The 15,219-nt window shown below is 70.0% G+C and carries 18 protein-coding genes and 3 pseudogenes; 13 read left to right on the top strand and 8 right to left on the bottom strand.

The window, feature by feature from the left end; translation table 11 throughout:
* Positions 1-296 precede the first annotated feature (296 nt).
* Positions 297-689 carry a DUF4345 domain-containing protein gene (locus AC060L_RS14390; RefSeq protein WP_483799099.1) on the bottom strand — a complete coding sequence of 131 codons (393 nt, stop codon included), beginning with the start codon at positions 687-689 and terminating at the stop codon, positions 297-299.
* Between the two features lie 78 nt (positions 690-767).
* On the opposite strand from AC060L_RS14390, the gene AC060L_RS14385 reads away from it, so the two are divergent.
* Positions 768-1,376, top strand: coding sequence for a TetR/AcrR family transcriptional regulator (locus AC060L_RS14385; RefSeq protein ID WP_483799098.1), 609 nt, complete (start codon positions 768-770; stop codon positions 1,374-1,376).
* A 115-nt stretch (positions 1,377-1,491) separates the two neighbouring features.
* Here the strand turns inward: AC060L_RS14385 and AC060L_RS14380 are convergent, their stop codons facing one another.
* Positions 1,492-3,318 carry an APC family permease gene (locus tag AC060L_RS14380; RefSeq protein ID WP_483799097.1) on the bottom strand — a complete coding sequence of 609 codons (1,827 nt, stop codon included), beginning with the start codon at positions 3,316-3,318 and terminating at the stop codon, positions 1,492-1,494.
* A 204-nt stretch (positions 3,319-3,522) separates the two neighbouring features.
* On the opposite strand from AC060L_RS14380, the gene AC060L_RS14375 reads away from it, so the two are divergent.
* Positions 3,523-4,353, top strand: coding sequence for a hypothetical protein (locus tag AC060L_RS14375; RefSeq protein WP_483799096.1), 831 nt, complete (start codon positions 3,523-3,525; stop codon positions 4,351-4,353).
* Here AC060L_RS14375 and AC060L_RS14370 read toward each other — a convergent pair.
* Positions 4,324-5,475: a nitric oxide synthase oxygenase gene (locus AC060L_RS14370; protein WP_483799095.1), complete on the bottom strand. Its 1,152-nt coding sequence runs from the start codon at positions 5,473-5,475 to the stop codon at positions 4,324-4,326. The two genes, AC060L_RS14375 and AC060L_RS14370, sit on opposite strands and share 30 nt — an antisense overlap.
* A gap of 169 nt (positions 5,476-5,644) precedes the next feature.
* On the opposite strand from AC060L_RS14370, the gene AC060L_RS14365 reads away from it, so the two are divergent.
* The gene (locus tag AC060L_RS14365; RefSeq protein WP_483799094.1) at positions 5,645-5,851 is read left to right on the top strand and encodes a hypothetical protein; all 207 of its coding nucleotides are present in this window, start codon (positions 5,645-5,647) and stop codon (positions 5,849-5,851) included.
* Between the two features lie 27 nt (positions 5,852-5,878).
* On the opposite strand, the gene AC060L_RS14360 is transcribed toward AC060L_RS14365, so the two are convergent.
* Positions 5,879-6,349: an ArsI/CadI family heavy metal resistance metalloenzyme gene (locus AC060L_RS14360; protein ID WP_483799093.1), complete on the bottom strand. Its 471-nt coding sequence runs from the start codon at positions 6,347-6,349 to the stop codon at positions 5,879-5,881.
* A gap of 137 nt (positions 6,350-6,486) precedes the next feature.
* On the opposite strand from AC060L_RS14360, the gene AC060L_RS14355 reads away from it, so the two are divergent.
* The 4 genes from AC060L_RS14355 to AC060L_RS14340 are packed head-to-tail and all read left to right on the top strand — an operon-like array spanning position 6,487 to position 8,557.
* Complete coding sequence (locus tag AC060L_RS14355) at positions 6,487-6,807, top strand: ArsR/SmtB family transcription factor (RefSeq protein WP_483799155.1); 321 nt, start codon at positions 6,487-6,489, stop codon at positions 6,805-6,807.
* Positions 6,804-7,571, top strand: a complete 768-nt coding sequence (locus AC060L_RS14350; protein ID WP_483799092.1) for an aquaporin — start codon at positions 6,804-6,806, stop codon at positions 7,569-7,571. Before AC060L_RS14355 ends, AC060L_RS14350 begins: the two co-directional genes overlap by 4 nt.
* Positions 7,572-7,628: 57 nt before the next feature.
* Positions 7,629-8,054: an arsenate reductase ArsC gene (locus AC060L_RS14345; protein WP_483799091.1), complete on the top strand. Its 426-nt coding sequence runs from the start codon at positions 7,629-7,631 to the stop codon at positions 8,052-8,054.
* A gap of 29 nt (positions 8,055-8,083) precedes the next feature.
* Complete coding sequence (locus AC060L_RS14340) at positions 8,084-8,557, top strand: N-acetyltransferase family protein (RefSeq protein ID WP_483799154.1); 474 nt, start codon at positions 8,084-8,086, stop codon at positions 8,555-8,557.
* Between the two features lie 45 nt (positions 8,558-8,602).
* Here the strand turns inward: AC060L_RS14340 and AC060L_RS14335 are convergent, their stop codons facing one another.
* Entirely contained in the window at positions 8,603-9,064 is a 462-nt protein-coding gene (locus AC060L_RS14335) for a DUF5990 family protein (protein WP_483799090.1), read from the bottom strand.
* Positions 9,065-9,533: 469 nt separating this feature from the next.
* Here AC060L_RS14335 and AC060L_RS14330 point away from each other — a divergent pair, with 469 nt between their 5' ends.
* Entirely contained in the window at positions 9,534-10,073 is a 540-nt protein-coding gene (locus AC060L_RS14330) for an SAM-dependent methyltransferase (protein WP_483799089.1), read from the top strand.
* A gap of 58 nt (positions 10,074-10,131) precedes the next feature.
* Here AC060L_RS14330 and AC060L_RS14325 read toward each other — a convergent pair whose 3' ends face one another.
* Positions 10,132-11,151: a quinone oxidoreductase family protein gene (locus tag AC060L_RS14325; RefSeq protein ID WP_483799088.1), complete on the bottom strand. Its 1,020-nt coding sequence runs from the start codon at positions 11,149-11,151 to the stop codon at positions 10,132-10,134.
* A 208-nt stretch (positions 11,152-11,359) separates the two neighbouring features.
* Here AC060L_RS14325 and AC060L_RS14320 point away from each other — a divergent pair, with 208 nt between their 5' ends.
* Positions 11,360-11,692, top strand: coding sequence for a type II toxin-antitoxin system PemK/MazF family toxin (locus AC060L_RS14320; protein ID WP_483799087.1), 333 nt, complete (start codon positions 11,360-11,362; stop codon positions 11,690-11,692).
* Between the two features lie 115 nt (positions 11,693-11,807).
* Positions 11,808-11,993, top strand: a pseudogene (locus AC060L_RS14315) (endonuclease III domain-containing protein); the annotation flags it as partial.
* Between the two features lie 94 nt (positions 11,994-12,087).
* Here the strand turns inward: AC060L_RS14315 and AC060L_RS14310 are convergent.
* Positions 12,088-12,210 (bottom strand): annotated as a pseudogene (locus AC060L_RS14310) (SDR family NAD(P)-dependent oxidoreductase); the annotation flags it as partial.
* 52 nt (positions 12,211-12,262) lie between these two features.
* Between AC060L_RS14310 and AC060L_RS14305 the strand changes: the two are divergent.
* The 3 genes and pseudogenes from AC060L_RS14305 to AC060L_RS14295 all read left to right on the top strand — a co-directional run.
* On the top strand, positions 12,263-13,156 hold the full coding sequence (locus AC060L_RS14305; protein WP_483799086.1) for an RNA polymerase sigma-70 factor: 894 nt from the start codon (positions 12,263-12,265) through the stop codon (positions 13,154-13,156).
* Positions 13,157-13,204: 48 nt separating this feature from the next.
* Complete coding sequence (locus AC060L_RS14300; RefSeq protein ID WP_483799085.1) at positions 13,205-14,008, top strand: SDR family oxidoreductase; 804 nt, start codon at positions 13,205-13,207, stop codon at positions 14,006-14,008.
* A gap of 307 nt (positions 14,009-14,315) precedes the next feature.
* A pseudogene (locus AC060L_RS14295) lies at positions 14,316-14,597 on the top strand (NADPH:quinone reductase); the annotation flags it as partial.
* Between the two features lie 127 nt (positions 14,598-14,724).
* Here the strand turns inward: AC060L_RS14295 and AC060L_RS14290 are convergent.
* The gene (locus AC060L_RS14290) at positions 14,725-15,207 is read right to left on the bottom strand and encodes a DoxX family membrane protein (RefSeq protein WP_483799084.1); all 483 of its coding nucleotides are present in this window, start codon (positions 15,205-15,207) and stop codon (positions 14,725-14,727) included.
* Positions 15,208-15,219 lie beyond the last annotated feature (12 nt).

Genomic DNA, 15,219 nt, shown 5'->3' with positions numbered 1-15,219 from the left:
CGGATCGAGCCGGTCGGGGCCGGTCGGCGGGTGGTTGCAGTAGGTGGGTGGTCGCAGAGGGCGGGTGGTCGCAGTAGGCGGCAGGGAGTCACCGGCGGGCAGGCACCACCTGGGGGTACGCGTATCCCCCGATGTCCACAGATCTGACGGTAGCCGCATCGCTACCCTTCGCGCTGGGGAATCCGCCAGTTCGTACCCGCCGGCAGCCGGGCGGCGGCACACCAAGAAGGTCGAGGACTGGCGCCGGGAACCACTCGTCACAGTGCTCGCCGGAAGGCGGGCGCGTCACCAGGCCGTCAGGCCGGGACCCGGAGCGCCTTCTCCTCGGCATCCGCCAGCCAGAAGTACAGCGGTGGCATCACCAACTCGATGACCGTCAAGACCACTTGGAACCACTGTGGCCACCCACACACAGCAAGCGAGAGCAGCCGCCCGACCGCACCCAGCAGGAACACTCCGGCCAGCCACCGAACCGCGGTCGCCGGGATCGGCGACTGCCGGGCCACCCAGAGCCAGGCCAGCCCGTACCCCGCGAAGATCGCACCGAAGAACCGCTGCTGACTGTCGACCGTCGTACCGGCCGAGCCCGCACCCGGGACCGAGTCGTTCCCAAGTGCCATGTGGAACAGCCCGATCGCCACGCACGCGATCCCCATCGCCAGTACGAGCCACCTGAGAACCCTGGCCACGCCCCTACCCCCACCGCTACTAGTAGACACACGTCTACTAGACGCCGCTAGTAGACGTGTGTCAAGTAACCTTCACCCGTGCCTCCCCGCCAAAGACTCAGCCCCGCCGAGCGCCGCGCCCAGCTCCTCGCCGTCGGCGCGCAGCTGTTCGCCGCCCACCCGTACGACGACGTGTTGATGGAGGATGTCGCCGAGCGCGCCGGCGTCTCCCGCGCGCTGCTGTACCGCCACTTCCCCGGCAAGCACGAGCTCTTCGCGGCGGTCTACCAACAGGCGGCCGACCGGCTGTTGGAACAGGTCCCGCTCGACCCGGCCGGTGACCTGCTGGAACAACTCACCGCCGGTCTCGACGTGCACCTCGACTACTTCATCGCCAACCGCAACGCCGTCCTCGCGGCGAACCGCGTGCTCGCCGGCGACCCGGTGATCCAGACCGTCATCGCCGACGAGCTCGACGTCCTGCGGACCAGGCTCCTCGACATCCTCCCGCTCGCCGACGACGGCATCCGGGCAGCCGTGTCGGCCGTCCTGAAGAGCTGGCTGGTGTTCGTCCAGGTGCTCTGCGTCGACTGGCTCACGACGCAGACCTGCACCCGCGGCGAACTGCGCGACACCTGCGTCGGCGCCCTGCTGGGAGCCCTCCGCCCGCTCCTCGCGACGGACCCGGCACCCGGCTGGCCGCGATGAATCCTGAATCCTTGACAGCACCCCGCGACGGACGGCATCACGCACCTTGGACGGGGCGGAAGCGATTCGGACCTGCCTTGACGCAGGTTCAGAACCGGGCCATGCCGGGGCGGGGTCAGCGCGGGATGTCGATGCGGAAGCGCAGTCGGCAGATCACCGCGCCCGTGTAGCGGCGGATGGCCCGGTCCAGGATCGCGCCGCGCTGGTTCTGCAGCAGGCGCTGCCATGGCCGGGGCAGGTGCATCTCGGGGATCAGCACCACCAGACGGTCGTGCTCCGGCGCCGCCTCCAGGGCGCGCAGGTATTCGACGATGGGCCGGGTCAGCGATCTGGTCCGGCTGGTGAGGACGGTCAGCGGGACGTGCGGGTTCCAGGTGTTCCAGGCCTCCCGGATCCGCTCCTCGCTCGGGGCGTCGTGGTCCTCGGGGTCGGCGACGGTGACGGCCCGTACCTCCTCACTCAGCGAGAGGGCCGCACCGATCGCCTCCTGGGTGAGCAGGTTGACCGCGCCGACCGGGACGATGACCAGTGAGCGCCGCTCCTGCGGCGGCGCGGGCACCTCGCCGATGTGCAGGGCGCGGCCGATCCGCAGGTAGGTGCGGTGGATCGACTCGAACAGGGTGACCAGTACGGCGATCGCGAGGAAGACCAGCCAGCCGCCCTTGCCGAACTTCGCGATCAGCTCGATCACGGTGGCCACCGCCGTCAGCACCGCGCCGGATCCGTTCAGCAGGGCGCGCGCCCGCCAGCCGGGTCCGCGTTCGATCCGCCAGTGCCGGACCATGCCGACCTGGGAGATGGTGAAGCCGATGAAGACGCCGATCGCGAAGACCGGTACCAGGGCCTGGGTGTCGCCCCGCGCCCCGACCAGCAGCACCAGTGCGGCCCCGGCCAGCACCAGGACGCCGTGCCGGTAGACCTGACGGTCCGCGCGCAGCGCGAACACGTGCGGCACGTGGTGGTCGCGGGCCAGCAACGAGGTCAGCACCGGCATGCCGCCGAAGGAGGTGTTGGCCGCCAGGGCGAGCAGTGCCACGGTGGTGAACTGGACGATGTAGAAGCCCGCGTTGTGGCCGAGCGCGGCTTCGGTGAGCTGGGCCAGCACGGTCTTGGTGGGGTTGGGGGCGACGTGGAAGCGGCCGATCAGGACCGACAGCCCGATCAGCATCGAGCCGAGCAGGGCGCCCAGGGCGACCTCGGTGCGCTGGGCGCGCCGCACCCGCGGCTTGCGGAAGGTCGGTACCGCGTTGGCAATGGCCTCCACGCCGGTCAGGGCCGAGCAGCCGGAGGCGAACGCCTTGAGCAGCAGCAGGAGCCCGACGCTCTCGGTGGCGGCCGCCGCATGCGTCGGCTCGGTGACGGGATGGGCGCGCAGCAGGCCGACGAGGATGACGGTGAAGATCGCCACGATGAAGACGACCGTAGGAAGGATCAGCACCTTGGCGGACTCCGCCACGCCGTACAGGTTGACCCCGGTGATCAGCGCGAGCACCAGCACGCACAGCCAGACCCGGTCGGCGTAGAGCGAGGGGAAGGCGGAGGTGAGCGCGGCGATGCCGGCGGAGACCGAGACGGCCACGTTCAGCACGTAGTCGATGATCAGCGAGGCTGCGGCGACCAGGCTCACCCGCCGCCCGAGGTGGCGTCCGGCCACCGCGTAGGCGCCGCCACCGTTCGGGAAGGCCGCGATGACCTGCCGGTAGGAGAAGGTGAGTGCTGCCAGCAGGACCACGATGGCCAGCGTGACCGGCAGGGTGAACTCCAGGCCCCTGCTGCCCGCCACGGCGAGCACCACCACGATCGCCTCCGGCCCGTAGGCGACCGAGGCGAGCGCGTCCAGCGACAGCGCGGCCAAGCCCTGAGGAACCGTCAACCGGTCCCGCTCGTGCTCCGTGAGGACTCCGCCAGGGCGATCGTCCGCCGGCTCCGGGCTCTCGGCCACCCTGCTCCCCAGGTCTCGTCAGTGCGTTCACGGCGACCCTAACCGTCGGAACACGCGCGCCCCGGAAGCCACCAGCGCACGTTCGAACCTGCGAGGTACCGCCGGCTCGGGCCGCCTCGACGGGCGTGGTCATCCGGCGTTGGGACTCGCACCTTGACGGCCGGTCAGGGCGGTAGCATTCGGAATTCAAGGTTTGGAGCCTCGATGCCCCCGATGCACGGTCATCCACCCGCCCTCGCGGACCTGCGCGGCGCATGGCTGCGAACCCTGGTCCGCGAGGCGGACGGCTCGACGGACAGCACCACCAGCACGACCTGGTTGCAGGGCCTGGCGCTGTTCACGGATCTGCGCCAACCGCCGGGTCTCGCCGAGGCGGTTGGCGGCCGCTGTCTGGCCGAGCTGGACCGCCCGCAGCTCCTGGCGCTCAGCACGCAGAAGGCGTTCGCCGGCGTCCTGGAACAGGACGGTGACGTGTTCAGCTGGGTCCGTCTGCTCGACCTGCACCCACCGGCGCCGCTACCCGACGCGGGCACCCTCCACTTCGAGAACGGCGTGCTGATCGAGCACGGCCTGCACGAGGACTACCTGGAACACTGGGAACCCGCCGACCGGCCTGCGGGCGACTCGGCAGGCGCAGTCCTCGAGGACCCGGCAGCGGGCTGCACGGGTCAGCTCGTCAGGGTGGGCTCCTGGTTCGGCTATGCCCGGGACCGGGCAGCCCCGCTCCGCGCACCGGGATTGCCTTCGACACCGCTCGCCGAGCAGGTACTCGGCTGCGCCGGCCGAGTCGAGGCCGCCGCGCTACTGGACTTCGAGCTGTCGGTCGGCAGGATCCGCGGCGGCCGCTGGGAGATCGTCGGCTCCACCCTGCCGCACCGCGTCGGCGCCGACCTGCGGCCCGAATCGACCCGCTCCGCAGACGCGCTCAGCATCCTGGACGCGGACCCGCACGGCAGGGCCCACTCGCGCCTGTGGCGGCTCGCGCGGGTCGAGGGACCGCCGCGGCTACTGGTCGCGGAGCGCTCCCTGAACTGAGCTGCCGCCCACCCACGGCACTTGGTGCGGAAAGAAGTTGGGCCGCTCCCTGGTCGCCTCGTAGCGACGCTGCCAGACCGGGGTCGTCGAGCCGCTGGTGGCCGGCACGATGGCGGACCAGTCCGCGGGGCAGCCGCGCCCGTGCTTGAGCTCGCGCTCCTCGTGCCGTACGAACTGCCTGGTGGCGAAGTGGTGGTCGATGATGGACACCCCCGCCTGGTCGTAGGAGTGCAGCACAGCCGCGGTGAGCTCCAGCAGTGCGCGGTCACGCCACAGCGTGCGGTCGCGGCTGGTGTCCAGACCCATGCCGCGGGCGACCTCGGGGAGCTTGTCGTAGCGGTTGGTGTCGGACAGGTTCCGGGCACCGATCTCGGTGCAGGTGTACCAGGCGCTGAAAGGGGCCAGCGTGTAGCGCAGGCCACCCAGTTCCAGAATCTGGTTGGAAATCGTCGGGAACGCGTGCCAGCGCAGGCCGAGGTCCGCGAACCACGGGTACTCGGGGTGACTGATCGGCACCTCGGGCACCGCGTCCGGCGGCAGCGCGAACCACCTCGGCTCGCGCCCTGGCCACTGGACGACCAGCGGCAGCACGTCGTACTCGGTGCCCTGCCCGCGCCATCCCATCCGCAGCACAGCCTCGGTGAACTCGACTGTCTCGGGGTCGCCCAGCACCGACCCGTCGTGCCGCCGGTAGCCGGCGTAACGGATGAGCTGGCCGTTCCACACCCTGGGCCCTGGCATGCCGGGCTCGGCCGGGGCGAGCGCGGTCAGCAGCAGGCGGACCTTCCCGCCGTTCCAGGCCGTTCGGAGGTGCTCGACGAGCGCCTCGAACAGCGCACTCTCATCGCCGCTGCCGACACCGACCTCGCGGCGGTCCCGGACCTCCAGCCCCTTCCAGTAGAACTTGCCGATGCACTGCGGGTTGTTGCGCCAGGCGATCCGGGTACCCACCAGCAGCTCCTGCTCGCTCTGCCGGTAAGTGCCGGTGGCCGCGAGCTCCGCCGCGATCTCCCCGGCCCGGCACTCCGCGGCCTCGGTCGACAGCAGTCCCTCTGCGGCGAGCTGTCGCACCAGGTCTGCGGCCTCGGCGGCCACCGGACCGACGGGCTGAACGGATGGCATGGACGGTGCTGCGCACGGGTGCGAGGTCTTCACGATGAGCCCCTTGTCAACGGCGAGAGGTGGGAACCCAGTTCACACATACGAAACATCTGACCGCGGTCGGAACACTACGCGAGAGGCGCTGCGAACCCCGTTCCCCTGACGCCGATTTGACGGAACCCATGCGTTCATGACCGGTGCCGGGCCCGCCGTGATCGGGGCGATCGCCGGGTCCGCGATCCCCCTCACGCTGGCCCTGCAGCGCGCGTGGCAGTTCGGCGTGCCGGCCGCGGCGGCCGTCTGGTTGCCGGCGGCCCACCGCGGCGTGGTCAGCGCTCTGCTTGGCGCGGGAGTGCTCGGCGCCGCCGTCGCGGTGGCCGGCTGGCCGGTGACCTGACCGGGCGGTGGCCCGGTGGGGCGGGGGTCAGCCGCAGGCGCATCCGGCGGCGACCGGGGCGGGCTCGGACTCCTGGGAGCTGGTGCTGCAACAGGCGTCGCCGGTGGGGGTGGCGCTCCTGCCGAGCTGGTCGGCGTCGGCCTTGACGACGTAGACCTCCCAGGGCTCCTTGCCCGGTCCGTGGACCCAGACCTTGTCCTGGAGCGCATAGCAGCAGGAAGAGTCGTTCTCCTCGAACGTGGCCAGGCCCGCTTCCTTCAGTCGATCGGTGGCGGCGGTGACCTGGTCAGTGCTGGCGACCTCGACGCCGAGGTGGTCCAGGCGGGTGTCCTCGCCGGCGGGGCCCTCGATGAGGACGAGCTTGAGCGGGGGCTCGGCGATGGCGAAGTTCGCGTAGCCGGGGCGGCGTTTGGCGGGCTCGGCGCCGAAGAGCTTGGAGTAGAAGGCGATCGAGCCTTCGAGGTCGGCAACGCGAAGGGCGAGCTGAACACGGGACATGGCGGACTCCCCGATCCGAGACTGTATCGACGACTGTCGATATGGCCGAGGTTGCCACCCGAATAGATGACTGTCAACATAGACACATGTCGAATCCGGAACTTCAGGTGATCGACCAGACGGCCTGCTGTTCGCCGATGGTCCGCGAGCCGCTGGGTGAGGAAGCCGCCGTTGACCTGGCCAGGATGTTCAAGGCCCTGTCCGATCCGGTGCGGCTGCGGCTGCTCTCGCTGATCGCCTCCCACGAGGGCGGCGAGGCGTGCGTCTGCGACCTGACCGGGCCGTTCGACGTGTCCCAGCCGACGATCTCCCACCACCTCAAGGTGCTGCGCGAGGCCGGCCTGGTCGGCTCCGAACGGCGCGGGACCTGGGTTTACTACTGGGTGCTGCCCGCCGCCCTGACGAAGCTCTCCTCCCTCCTGCAGACCCCTGCACCGGCCGCCGGAGGCTCCAGATGACCGACCTCGCCCCACTGGGCCGCCGGACGGCCGTCGAGTTCGTCGGGACGGCCGGGCTCGTCGCGATCGTGGTCGGCTCCGGCATCCAGGCCACCGAGCTCAGCCATGACGTCGGCGTGCAGCTGCTGGCCAACTCGCTCGCCACCGTCTTCGGCCTCGGCGTGCTGATCGCCCTGCTCGGGCCGATTTCCGGCGCCCACTTCAACCCGACCGTGACGCTGGCGGCCTGGTGGAACGGCCGCCGGACCGGCGAGGGCCCGACACTGCGCGAGGTCGCGGCCTATGTCCCGGCCCAGATCACCGGAGCAATCGGCGGGGCGATCCTGGCGGACGCGATGTTCGCCGAGCCGCTGGTGCGCTGGTCCGTCCACGATCGCTCGGCCCCTCACCTGTGGCTGGGCGAGGTGGTGGCGACCGCCGGCCTGATCCTGCTGATCTTCGGTCTGACCCGGACCGGCCGCGCGCACTTCGCGCCCGTCGCCGTCGCGTCCTACATCGGGGCGGCGTACTGGTTCACGTCCTCCACCAGCTTCGCCAACCCGGCGGTGACGATCGGCCGGGCCTTCACCGACACCTTTGCCGGGATCGCCCCCGCCTCCGTGGCGGCGTTCATCGCCGCCCAGCTGGTCGGTGCCGCCCTCGGCATGGTTCTGGTCGCGGTGTGCTTCGGACGCCCGTCCGGCCCGTCCCGTCCGTCCCGCGCGGACGAGGACGCCATCCTCCCCCATGGCGACCACCGGCTCGCAGCCCCCGCCTCCCGCTGACCGCCCCGCCTGCCCTGCCCTGCCCTGCCCTGCCCTGCCCCTGATCAAGGAACCCTCGTGAGCACTCCCACCGCCGTCCCGTCCGTGCTGTTCGTCTGCGTTCACAACGCCGGCCGCTCCCAGATGGCCGCCGCCTTCCTCACCCACCTCGGCGGCGACCGGGTGCAGGTCCGCTCGGCCGGCTCCGCCCCCGCCGACGCCGTCAACCCCGCCGTCGTCGAGGCGATGCACGAGGTCGGCATCGACATCGCCGCCGAGACGCCCAAGGTGCTGACCACCGAGGCCGTCCAGGCATCCGACGTGGTGATCACCATGGGCTGCGGCGACGCCTGCCCGTACTTCCCCGGCAAGCGCTATCTCGACTGGCAGCTCGAAGACCCGGCAGGCCAGGGCGTCGAGGCCGTCCGGCCGATCCGCAACGAGATCCAGGCCCGCATCCGCGGCCTGCTCGCCGAGCTCGGCATCGAGGAGGTCCGGGCGTGACCATCGGGGCCGCCGTGCAGATCGTCGCCATGCTGCCCGAGCACGCCGACGAGGTCCTGGCGATCTACCAGCTCGGCATCGACGACGGCAACGCGACGTTCGAGACCACCGCCCCGTCCTGGGAGGCGTTCGACACCTCCAAGCTCCCCGAGCACCGGCACGTCGCCATCGACCGGACCGGGCAGGCGCTGGGCTGGACCGCGGCCGCCGCCGTCTCGGACCGGTGCGCGTATGCCGGCGTCGTCGAGCACTCCGTCTACGTCCACCCCGACGCGCGCGGCCGCGGAGTCGGCGCCGCCCTCCTGGACGCACTGATCGCCTCCACCGAGGCCGCCGGCATCTGGACGGTCCAGTCCGGGATCTTCCCCGAGAACAGCGCGAGCCTGGCCCTGCACGAGCGCGCCGGGTTCCGGCGGATCGGAACCCGCGAGCGGATCGGGAAGCACCACGGCATCTGGCGCGACGTCGTCCTCCTCGAACGCCGCAGCCCGAAGGTGCTCTGACACCGCGTCCACGCACTACTGGACAGGCCCGGCCTCCGTCCTCCCCTACTCTGCGGCCTCGGCGGACCATTCGATGAGCGGCGGCCGAACGGCGGCACAGAGTGGATGTCCCTTGGCGTCGGTGAGGCGCAGGCGTCCGACGAGCCGTCCAAGGCGCGTCGCGGCGACGGCAGTGGCCGGATCGACGGCATCGAGCATGAGCTTCGCGCGTCGGAACAGCGTGAAGGTGCCGGCGTCGTCCACCGTGCCCCACGAGAGATAGATGAACCGGCCGCCAGGACGACCCTGGACATAGGGACCCTTGAGATCGACACCCGCCAGGGTCGGGGTGGCGGTGCAGTCCAGCGTCCAGGTCGCGGAGGCGGCGTCGCCCGGCTGCGGATCGAGCAGTTCCTCGCGCCGGTCCCGGCGTTGGACCGCGACATGGATGTTCGTGTAACCGGGGAAGTCCGGGCCGCCACCACAGGTGCGGCCCGGCAGGTCAAAGGCATCGATCCGGATCTGCACGGGCCTATCCTCCTCGACAGAGCGTCTGTTGCCACGCGGATCGCGGCCACGGGGGAACGGCGACGTGTGGAAGCTCGGGACGTGGCGGTCAGCACGCCCCCTGCCGACGCCGCCACACCAACCACAACACTGCGCTCGCGGCCAGTACAGCGGCAGCGGTGACACCCATGGACTGCCAAGCAGCCGGACCGGACGACGCGGTCCGCCGCTCCGGGTCAGCGTTGGTGTCCCACCCAGCGAACGCCCGCCGCAGGTCGCCGACCGAGGGCGCTCCTTCGCTGCAGCTCACACTGGACCTTCCACTGCACCGGACGGTCAAGGGCTACCGTGAAGGCATACGCACCAGAGCCCTCGCCGCCGCCACCGGCTGCCCCAACACCCGTGCGCCCGCGGGGATCCCGCGCCGACGGGACCTTCAACTCGAACACGACGACCGCCAACCCTCAAGGCTCGACATACTCGCCAGCGTGTGATCGAGCAGTACCTGGACTGCGGCTCAGGGGGTTTGGTGACTGCGGAGACCACCCACCACGCGGTGCAGCGGATCAGGCGGGATTCGCGGGTCGTCTACGCGGACAACGACCCGGGCACGGTGGCCCACGGCGAGGCGCTACTGGAGGGGAGCCTGAGGACCTCCGTCGTCTGCGAGGACATCTTCGACCCGTTGAAGCTGCTGGCACACGGTGCAGTGAGGGCGGAGCTGGACTGGACCAAGCCGATCGCGCTGCTACACCTGGGTACGCTGTCGCACTACACCGACGAGACCGTGCGCTCGCGCGAGGAGGTCATGCAGGCCTACGATGTCGCCTGCGAGCGGACAGGGGCCCGGAGGCCGCCGGCGAAACGCGAAGTTCTCTACGCTGAGGGGTTGTCAGATCGAGACCGGCGGCAGGGGCAGCCGGATGACGATGGACTTGCCGCCTGTCACCTCGTCGGGCACCACGCAAACCCGCCAGAACTTGATCTTGGCCTGCTGAGTGCCCGACGCTGTCGGGGATCTTGGCGATGACGGTCGGCCATGCCCTCGACATCTCAGTCTCCAAGATCCCCGACCTCGTCACCCGCGATCAGCTCTGCGCCTCCTCGCGGCGTCCAACAGCGGCCGGCCCAGCCGCATCGGGTACGACGAGCAGCTTGCCGGTGGTACGCCGAGCCTCCAGATCACTGTGGGCCTGGGCGGCCTCGGACAATGCATAGCGACCCGTTACGGTGACCTCAAGCGCCTTGGAGCGCACCCACTCGAACACATCGGCGGCCCGTCGGAGCAGTTCGGACCGATCCGCGATGAAGTCCCCGAGGCTGGGCCGGATCAGGGTCAGCGAACCGCCGTGCGCGAGCCGAATCGGATCAAACGGCGGCACGGCACCACTTGCCGCGCCGAAGAGCACGAGATGGCCGCGGGTTCGCAGGCTGGCGAGGCTCGCATCGAAGGTGTGCGCGCCGACGCCGTCGAAGACAACCGGCAGTCCCTGACCGCCGTTGAGCCGCCTCACCTCGACTGCGAGATCGTCGACTGCGGAGGAGAGGATCACCTCAGCGGCCCCCGCACGCTTCGCCAGCTCGGCCTTCGCCGTGGTCGACGTCGTGCCGATCACCCTGCCGCCGAGATGGGTGATGAGCTGGGTCAGAAGCAGCCCCATGCCACCAGCAGCCGCATGCACGAGCACCGTGTCGCCCCCCTGAACCGGGTAGGCGTCCTTGACGAGATAGTGCGCGGTCATGCCTTGGAGGAGCACGGCGGCGGCTGTCTCGAAGCCGATATCGTCGGGCAGCGGCACCAGCCGGGAGGAGTCCACGACGGCCCGCTCGGCATATGTGCCGGGAATCTCCACCCAACCGACCCGGTCCCCGACTGCGACGTCAGCGACGCCGGGTCCAACCTCGACGACCGTGCCGGCGCCCTCAGCGCCCGGGGTGAAGGGCAGCGGGAGGGTGTACCGGCCTTCGCGGTGGTAGACGTCGAGGAAGTTGACCCCGGATGCGGCGACCTCCACGACCGCTTGGCCCGGGCCCGGCGTCGGTTGATCGATATCGACCAGTCGCAGCACCTCGGGACCACCCACTTCGGACATCTGAATCGCTCGCATGACCCCTCCTGAAACGGCAAACCTCCCTCACCAACTCCACTCGTGGCGATCCTATTTCCGCTCGCGGTGAGGTGTCGTAGCCGTCACGTTCAGGTCAGGGTCTACGCTGTGACCTGCGGCCACCGCATGATCTTCTGTCTTCACACACCGATGATCAGCGGTGGCCACAGCCATCTCCCCCACCGGCCCCACACCAGCAGGAGGACATATGGAACGTGGCGAAGTCTGGTGGGTAGATTTCGACGAGCGGCGGCCGGTCGTACTGCTGTCGGGAGAAGAGGCGTCCGGGTTCCGGGCGATGCAGGTCGTCGCTCCCGCCGGCACCGAGATCAGCGGCGTGGGCATCGAGGTGGCGGTAGGCGCCGCCGAAGGACTGCCCCTCGAAGGCGTCCTGAGAGTCGCACTCCCACGTCCAGGCCTCATCCCTTGCACGTGGCTGGTCACCCTGACCGAGGAAGACCTGATCGAGCGGGCGGGAGTCCTGTCGTCCACGAAGCTCGGCGAGCTCAAGGATGCCCTACGTCTCGGAGGACTCGAGTAGGCGGAGAAGGACCGGACACCGCCGATGACGCGGTCGATCTCGTCCAGCTGATCAACGGTGGCCACACCCGTCTCCGCGGCGCCCCTCACCAGCAAGATCACGATCTACGGCTGGAGTACTCGCGGAGCTGTATCCGTATGCGCATCCGGAGCTGGACTTCGAGTCGCCGTTCGAGCTGGTGGTGGCCACCGTCCTGTCGGCGCAGACGACGGACCTTCGGGTCAACCAGACGACGCCGGCGTTGTTCGCGAAGTACCCGACGGCTGAGGACATGGCGACATCCGTGCCGGGGGAGCTGGATGGGAGACGGCTGATCCCGGTTGTGGGTATGGCCGGCCCACGCGCAGCGACCAGGGCCCGCAGGTTCGCGTGTGTGCTGGAGCTGGGGGTCTCGGTCAGACCTGCTCGAAGTGGAACGCCTTGATGAAGCAGTCGCGGGGCTGGGCGATGGCGAAGCGGACGCACTCGACGAGTGACTGCGCGGTGAGGGTGGACTCGGCGTCGCGGGGTGAGGTTTCACCTACGGGAGACCCAGCTGCTTTTGGAATCGATCACTTAGCGTGTGGCCCCATGGACAAGGCTCAGGAGTTCGAGGCGCACCGGCCCCGGATGTTCTCGTTGGCGTATCGGATGCTCGGGTCGGCGTCGGAGGCGGAGGACGCCGTACAGGATGCGTACCTGCGGTGGCACGGGGCCGAGCCGGGCCAGGTCGTAGCGTCGGGGCCGTGGCTGGCCAAGGTGCTCACCAATCTGTGTCTGAATCGGTTGACCTCGGCGCGGGCCCAGCGCGAGGAGTACGTCGGGCCGTGGCTGCCGGAGCCGGTGCGGACCGACGGCGGGGCTCTTGGGCCCATGGAGACGGCGGAGCAGCGGGACGCGGTGTCGCTGGCGGTGCTGGTGATGATGGAGCGGTTGACGCCGCCGGAGCGGGCGGCTGTGGTGCTTCGCGACGCCTTCGACTACAGCCATCGGGACATCGCGGGTGTGCTCGACTGCTCGGAGGCGAACGCGCGGCAGCTGTACCGCAGGGCCAAGCAGCATCTGGCGGACGACCGGCCGAGGTTCGTCTCCTCGACGGAGTTGAGCGGCGAACTGCTGGCCCGGTTCCTGGAGGCGGCGGCGGTGGGGGCGATGCCGCAGCTGGAGGCGCTGCTCGCCGAGCAGGTGGTCGCGTGGTCGGACGGCGGTGGCAAGGTGGGTGCGGCGCGGCGGCCGGTCGTCGGCCGGGAGATGGTGGCCCGGTTCCTGGTGGGTCTGTTCGCGCGGTGGGCGAGCGGGGTGCGGATCGAGATCGTCGAGGCGAACGGCGGTCCGGTGGTGCTCGGCTGGGAGGAGGGCGAGCTGACCTCGTTCGGTGCGCTGGAGGTCGGCGAGGCTGGGATCACCGGCATCCGGCTCGTCCGGAACCCGGACAAACTGGCCTTTCTGGCGAATCAGCTGCCGGAGCTGTCACGGAACCCGTGAGTCGTCGGTTCTTCATCAGTGACGGCAACACGAGAAGGGCTGTGGCTGATGAAGAACGACGCGATCATGGTGACCGGTGCGACAGGTGTGCTCGGCCGCGAGGTGCTGGACCGGGTGCGCCGCACCGGGCAGCCGGTGCGGGCCCTCACCCGCAAGTCCGTGCTGCCGGACGACCCGGGGGTGGCCTGGTTCACCGGTGACCTGGCAACCGGCGCCGGGCTGGACGAGGCGTTCGCCGAGGTCCGCACGATCATCCACTGCGCGACCGACATCCGGCACTTCAAGAACGACATCCCGGCCTTCAACCATCTGCTGGAGGCGGCGAGGCACGCCGGGGTCGAGCACATCGTCAACATCTCGATCGTCGGCATCGACCAGATCCCGTACCCCTACTACCGGATCAAGCTGGAGGGCGAGCGGCTGCTGGCGACCTCGGGGATCGGCTGGACCAACCTGCGCGCCACCCAGTTTCCCGAGCTGCTGAACATGGCCTTCCGGGTCCTGTCCAATCTGCCGGTGGTCATCGTGCCGACCGGCACCGACTGCCAGCCTGTGCATCAGGGCGAAGTGGCGGACCGGCTGGTCGAGTTGGCCCTGGGCGAGGCGGGCAAGGGGGCCCCGCCGGCCGGAGGCTGGGGAAGGGTGCCGGACCTTGCCGGGCCCACGGTGTACACGGCCGACCGGCTGGCCAAGGACTGGCTGCGGGCGGCGGGCAAGCGCCGTCCCGTCCTCCAGGTCTTCATCCCGGGAAAGATCGGAGCAGGCTTCCGTTCCGGTGCCCTGACCGCACCCGACCGGGCGGTGGGCAAGCGGACCTGGGAGGAATACCTGTCCGAGAAGGTTGCCCGCTGACCTCAACGCGAGTGTTCTCGGCAGTGCCTCTCCGAGCCGCAGGAGCGGTGGCTCGCCAGGGGCTTGCACCCGGCGACGAGGGCCTGTCCGGCTGGACAGGCCCTGGCTGGCCGGCGGCCGACACGAAGAGGATCACGGCGAGATGACTGACAGCCTCTCGTCCGCATCGCCAACCATCGTGCGGCTCATGGAATATACGAAGACCGAGCAGATCGAAATCCTCGGCGACGGTGCTGATCCCTTCGGTGTCGCAGACGCCGGCTTGACGTGGCTGCCAAAGGAAGATCATTTCGACATCAGGCACAAGGGACGCATGGTGGTCGTCGGTATCGTCGCAGGCCTGCCACCGGCCGACTTCGGCGCGCTCATGATGGCGGAGTTCCAGAAGTCACTGTCGTTCGCGACCTTCAGCGCCGATACCGTGCCCGAGCCCCAGCGGCATGCTGTGCGGACCGCGCAGTTCGACGCCGCAGCTCGTGGCGAACTACCGACGGTGGTACACGAGTTGCTCCCGCTGGAGCTGGCTGCGCTCGCCCACGGAAAGATGGACGCCGGCGAGGTGTTCGGCAGGATCGTGCTGGTTCCCTAGCCGACCGCTCCTTGCCGCGACATCGAGCCGGTGATGCGGCAGTTGGTGTTTCGCAGACCCGTCAGGCGTCCGGGCTGCCGAGATCGCTCGCTGTCGGCACGGATCGGTCCGTGCCGACAGCGAGCGGTCAACGCCGGTGCAGGAGAAGGCGTGTGGCGAGGCCGCCGCCGACGCCGGCCAGGACGGCCAGCGGCAGCCACCAGACGGGCCAGGGCAGCAGCCCGAGCGCGGCGTCGAGTGACCAGTCGCCAGGCCCCGTGGCGGACAGCACGGCGCCGATCGCGACCAGCACGAGCGGGTACTCGTAGCCGTCGTTCTGCACCCACAGACCGTGCGGGCGCTTGACGGTCAGCGCGACCGTCATCACGCCCATCGCGCCGGCGGCCGCCAGCGGCGTGAGAAGCCCGGCCGCGAGCAGCAGACCGGCCCCGATCTGGCTGCCCCCGGCGGTGAGCGCGGTGAACACCCCGCCACGGAAGCCGTCCTGGCGGAACTCCGCAGTGCCGCCGGCCAGCCCACGGCCGCCCAGGTGGAAGCTGACCTTCTGGACGCCGTGTCCCGCGACCAGCAGGCCGGCGACCAGGCGAAGCAGGAGGAGACCTGTGTTCACTGGTGAACTCTC

This window comes from Kitasatospora sp. NEAU-69 (assembly GCF_057158765.1).
This window is presented reverse-complemented; position numbering and strand designations above follow the sequence as displayed.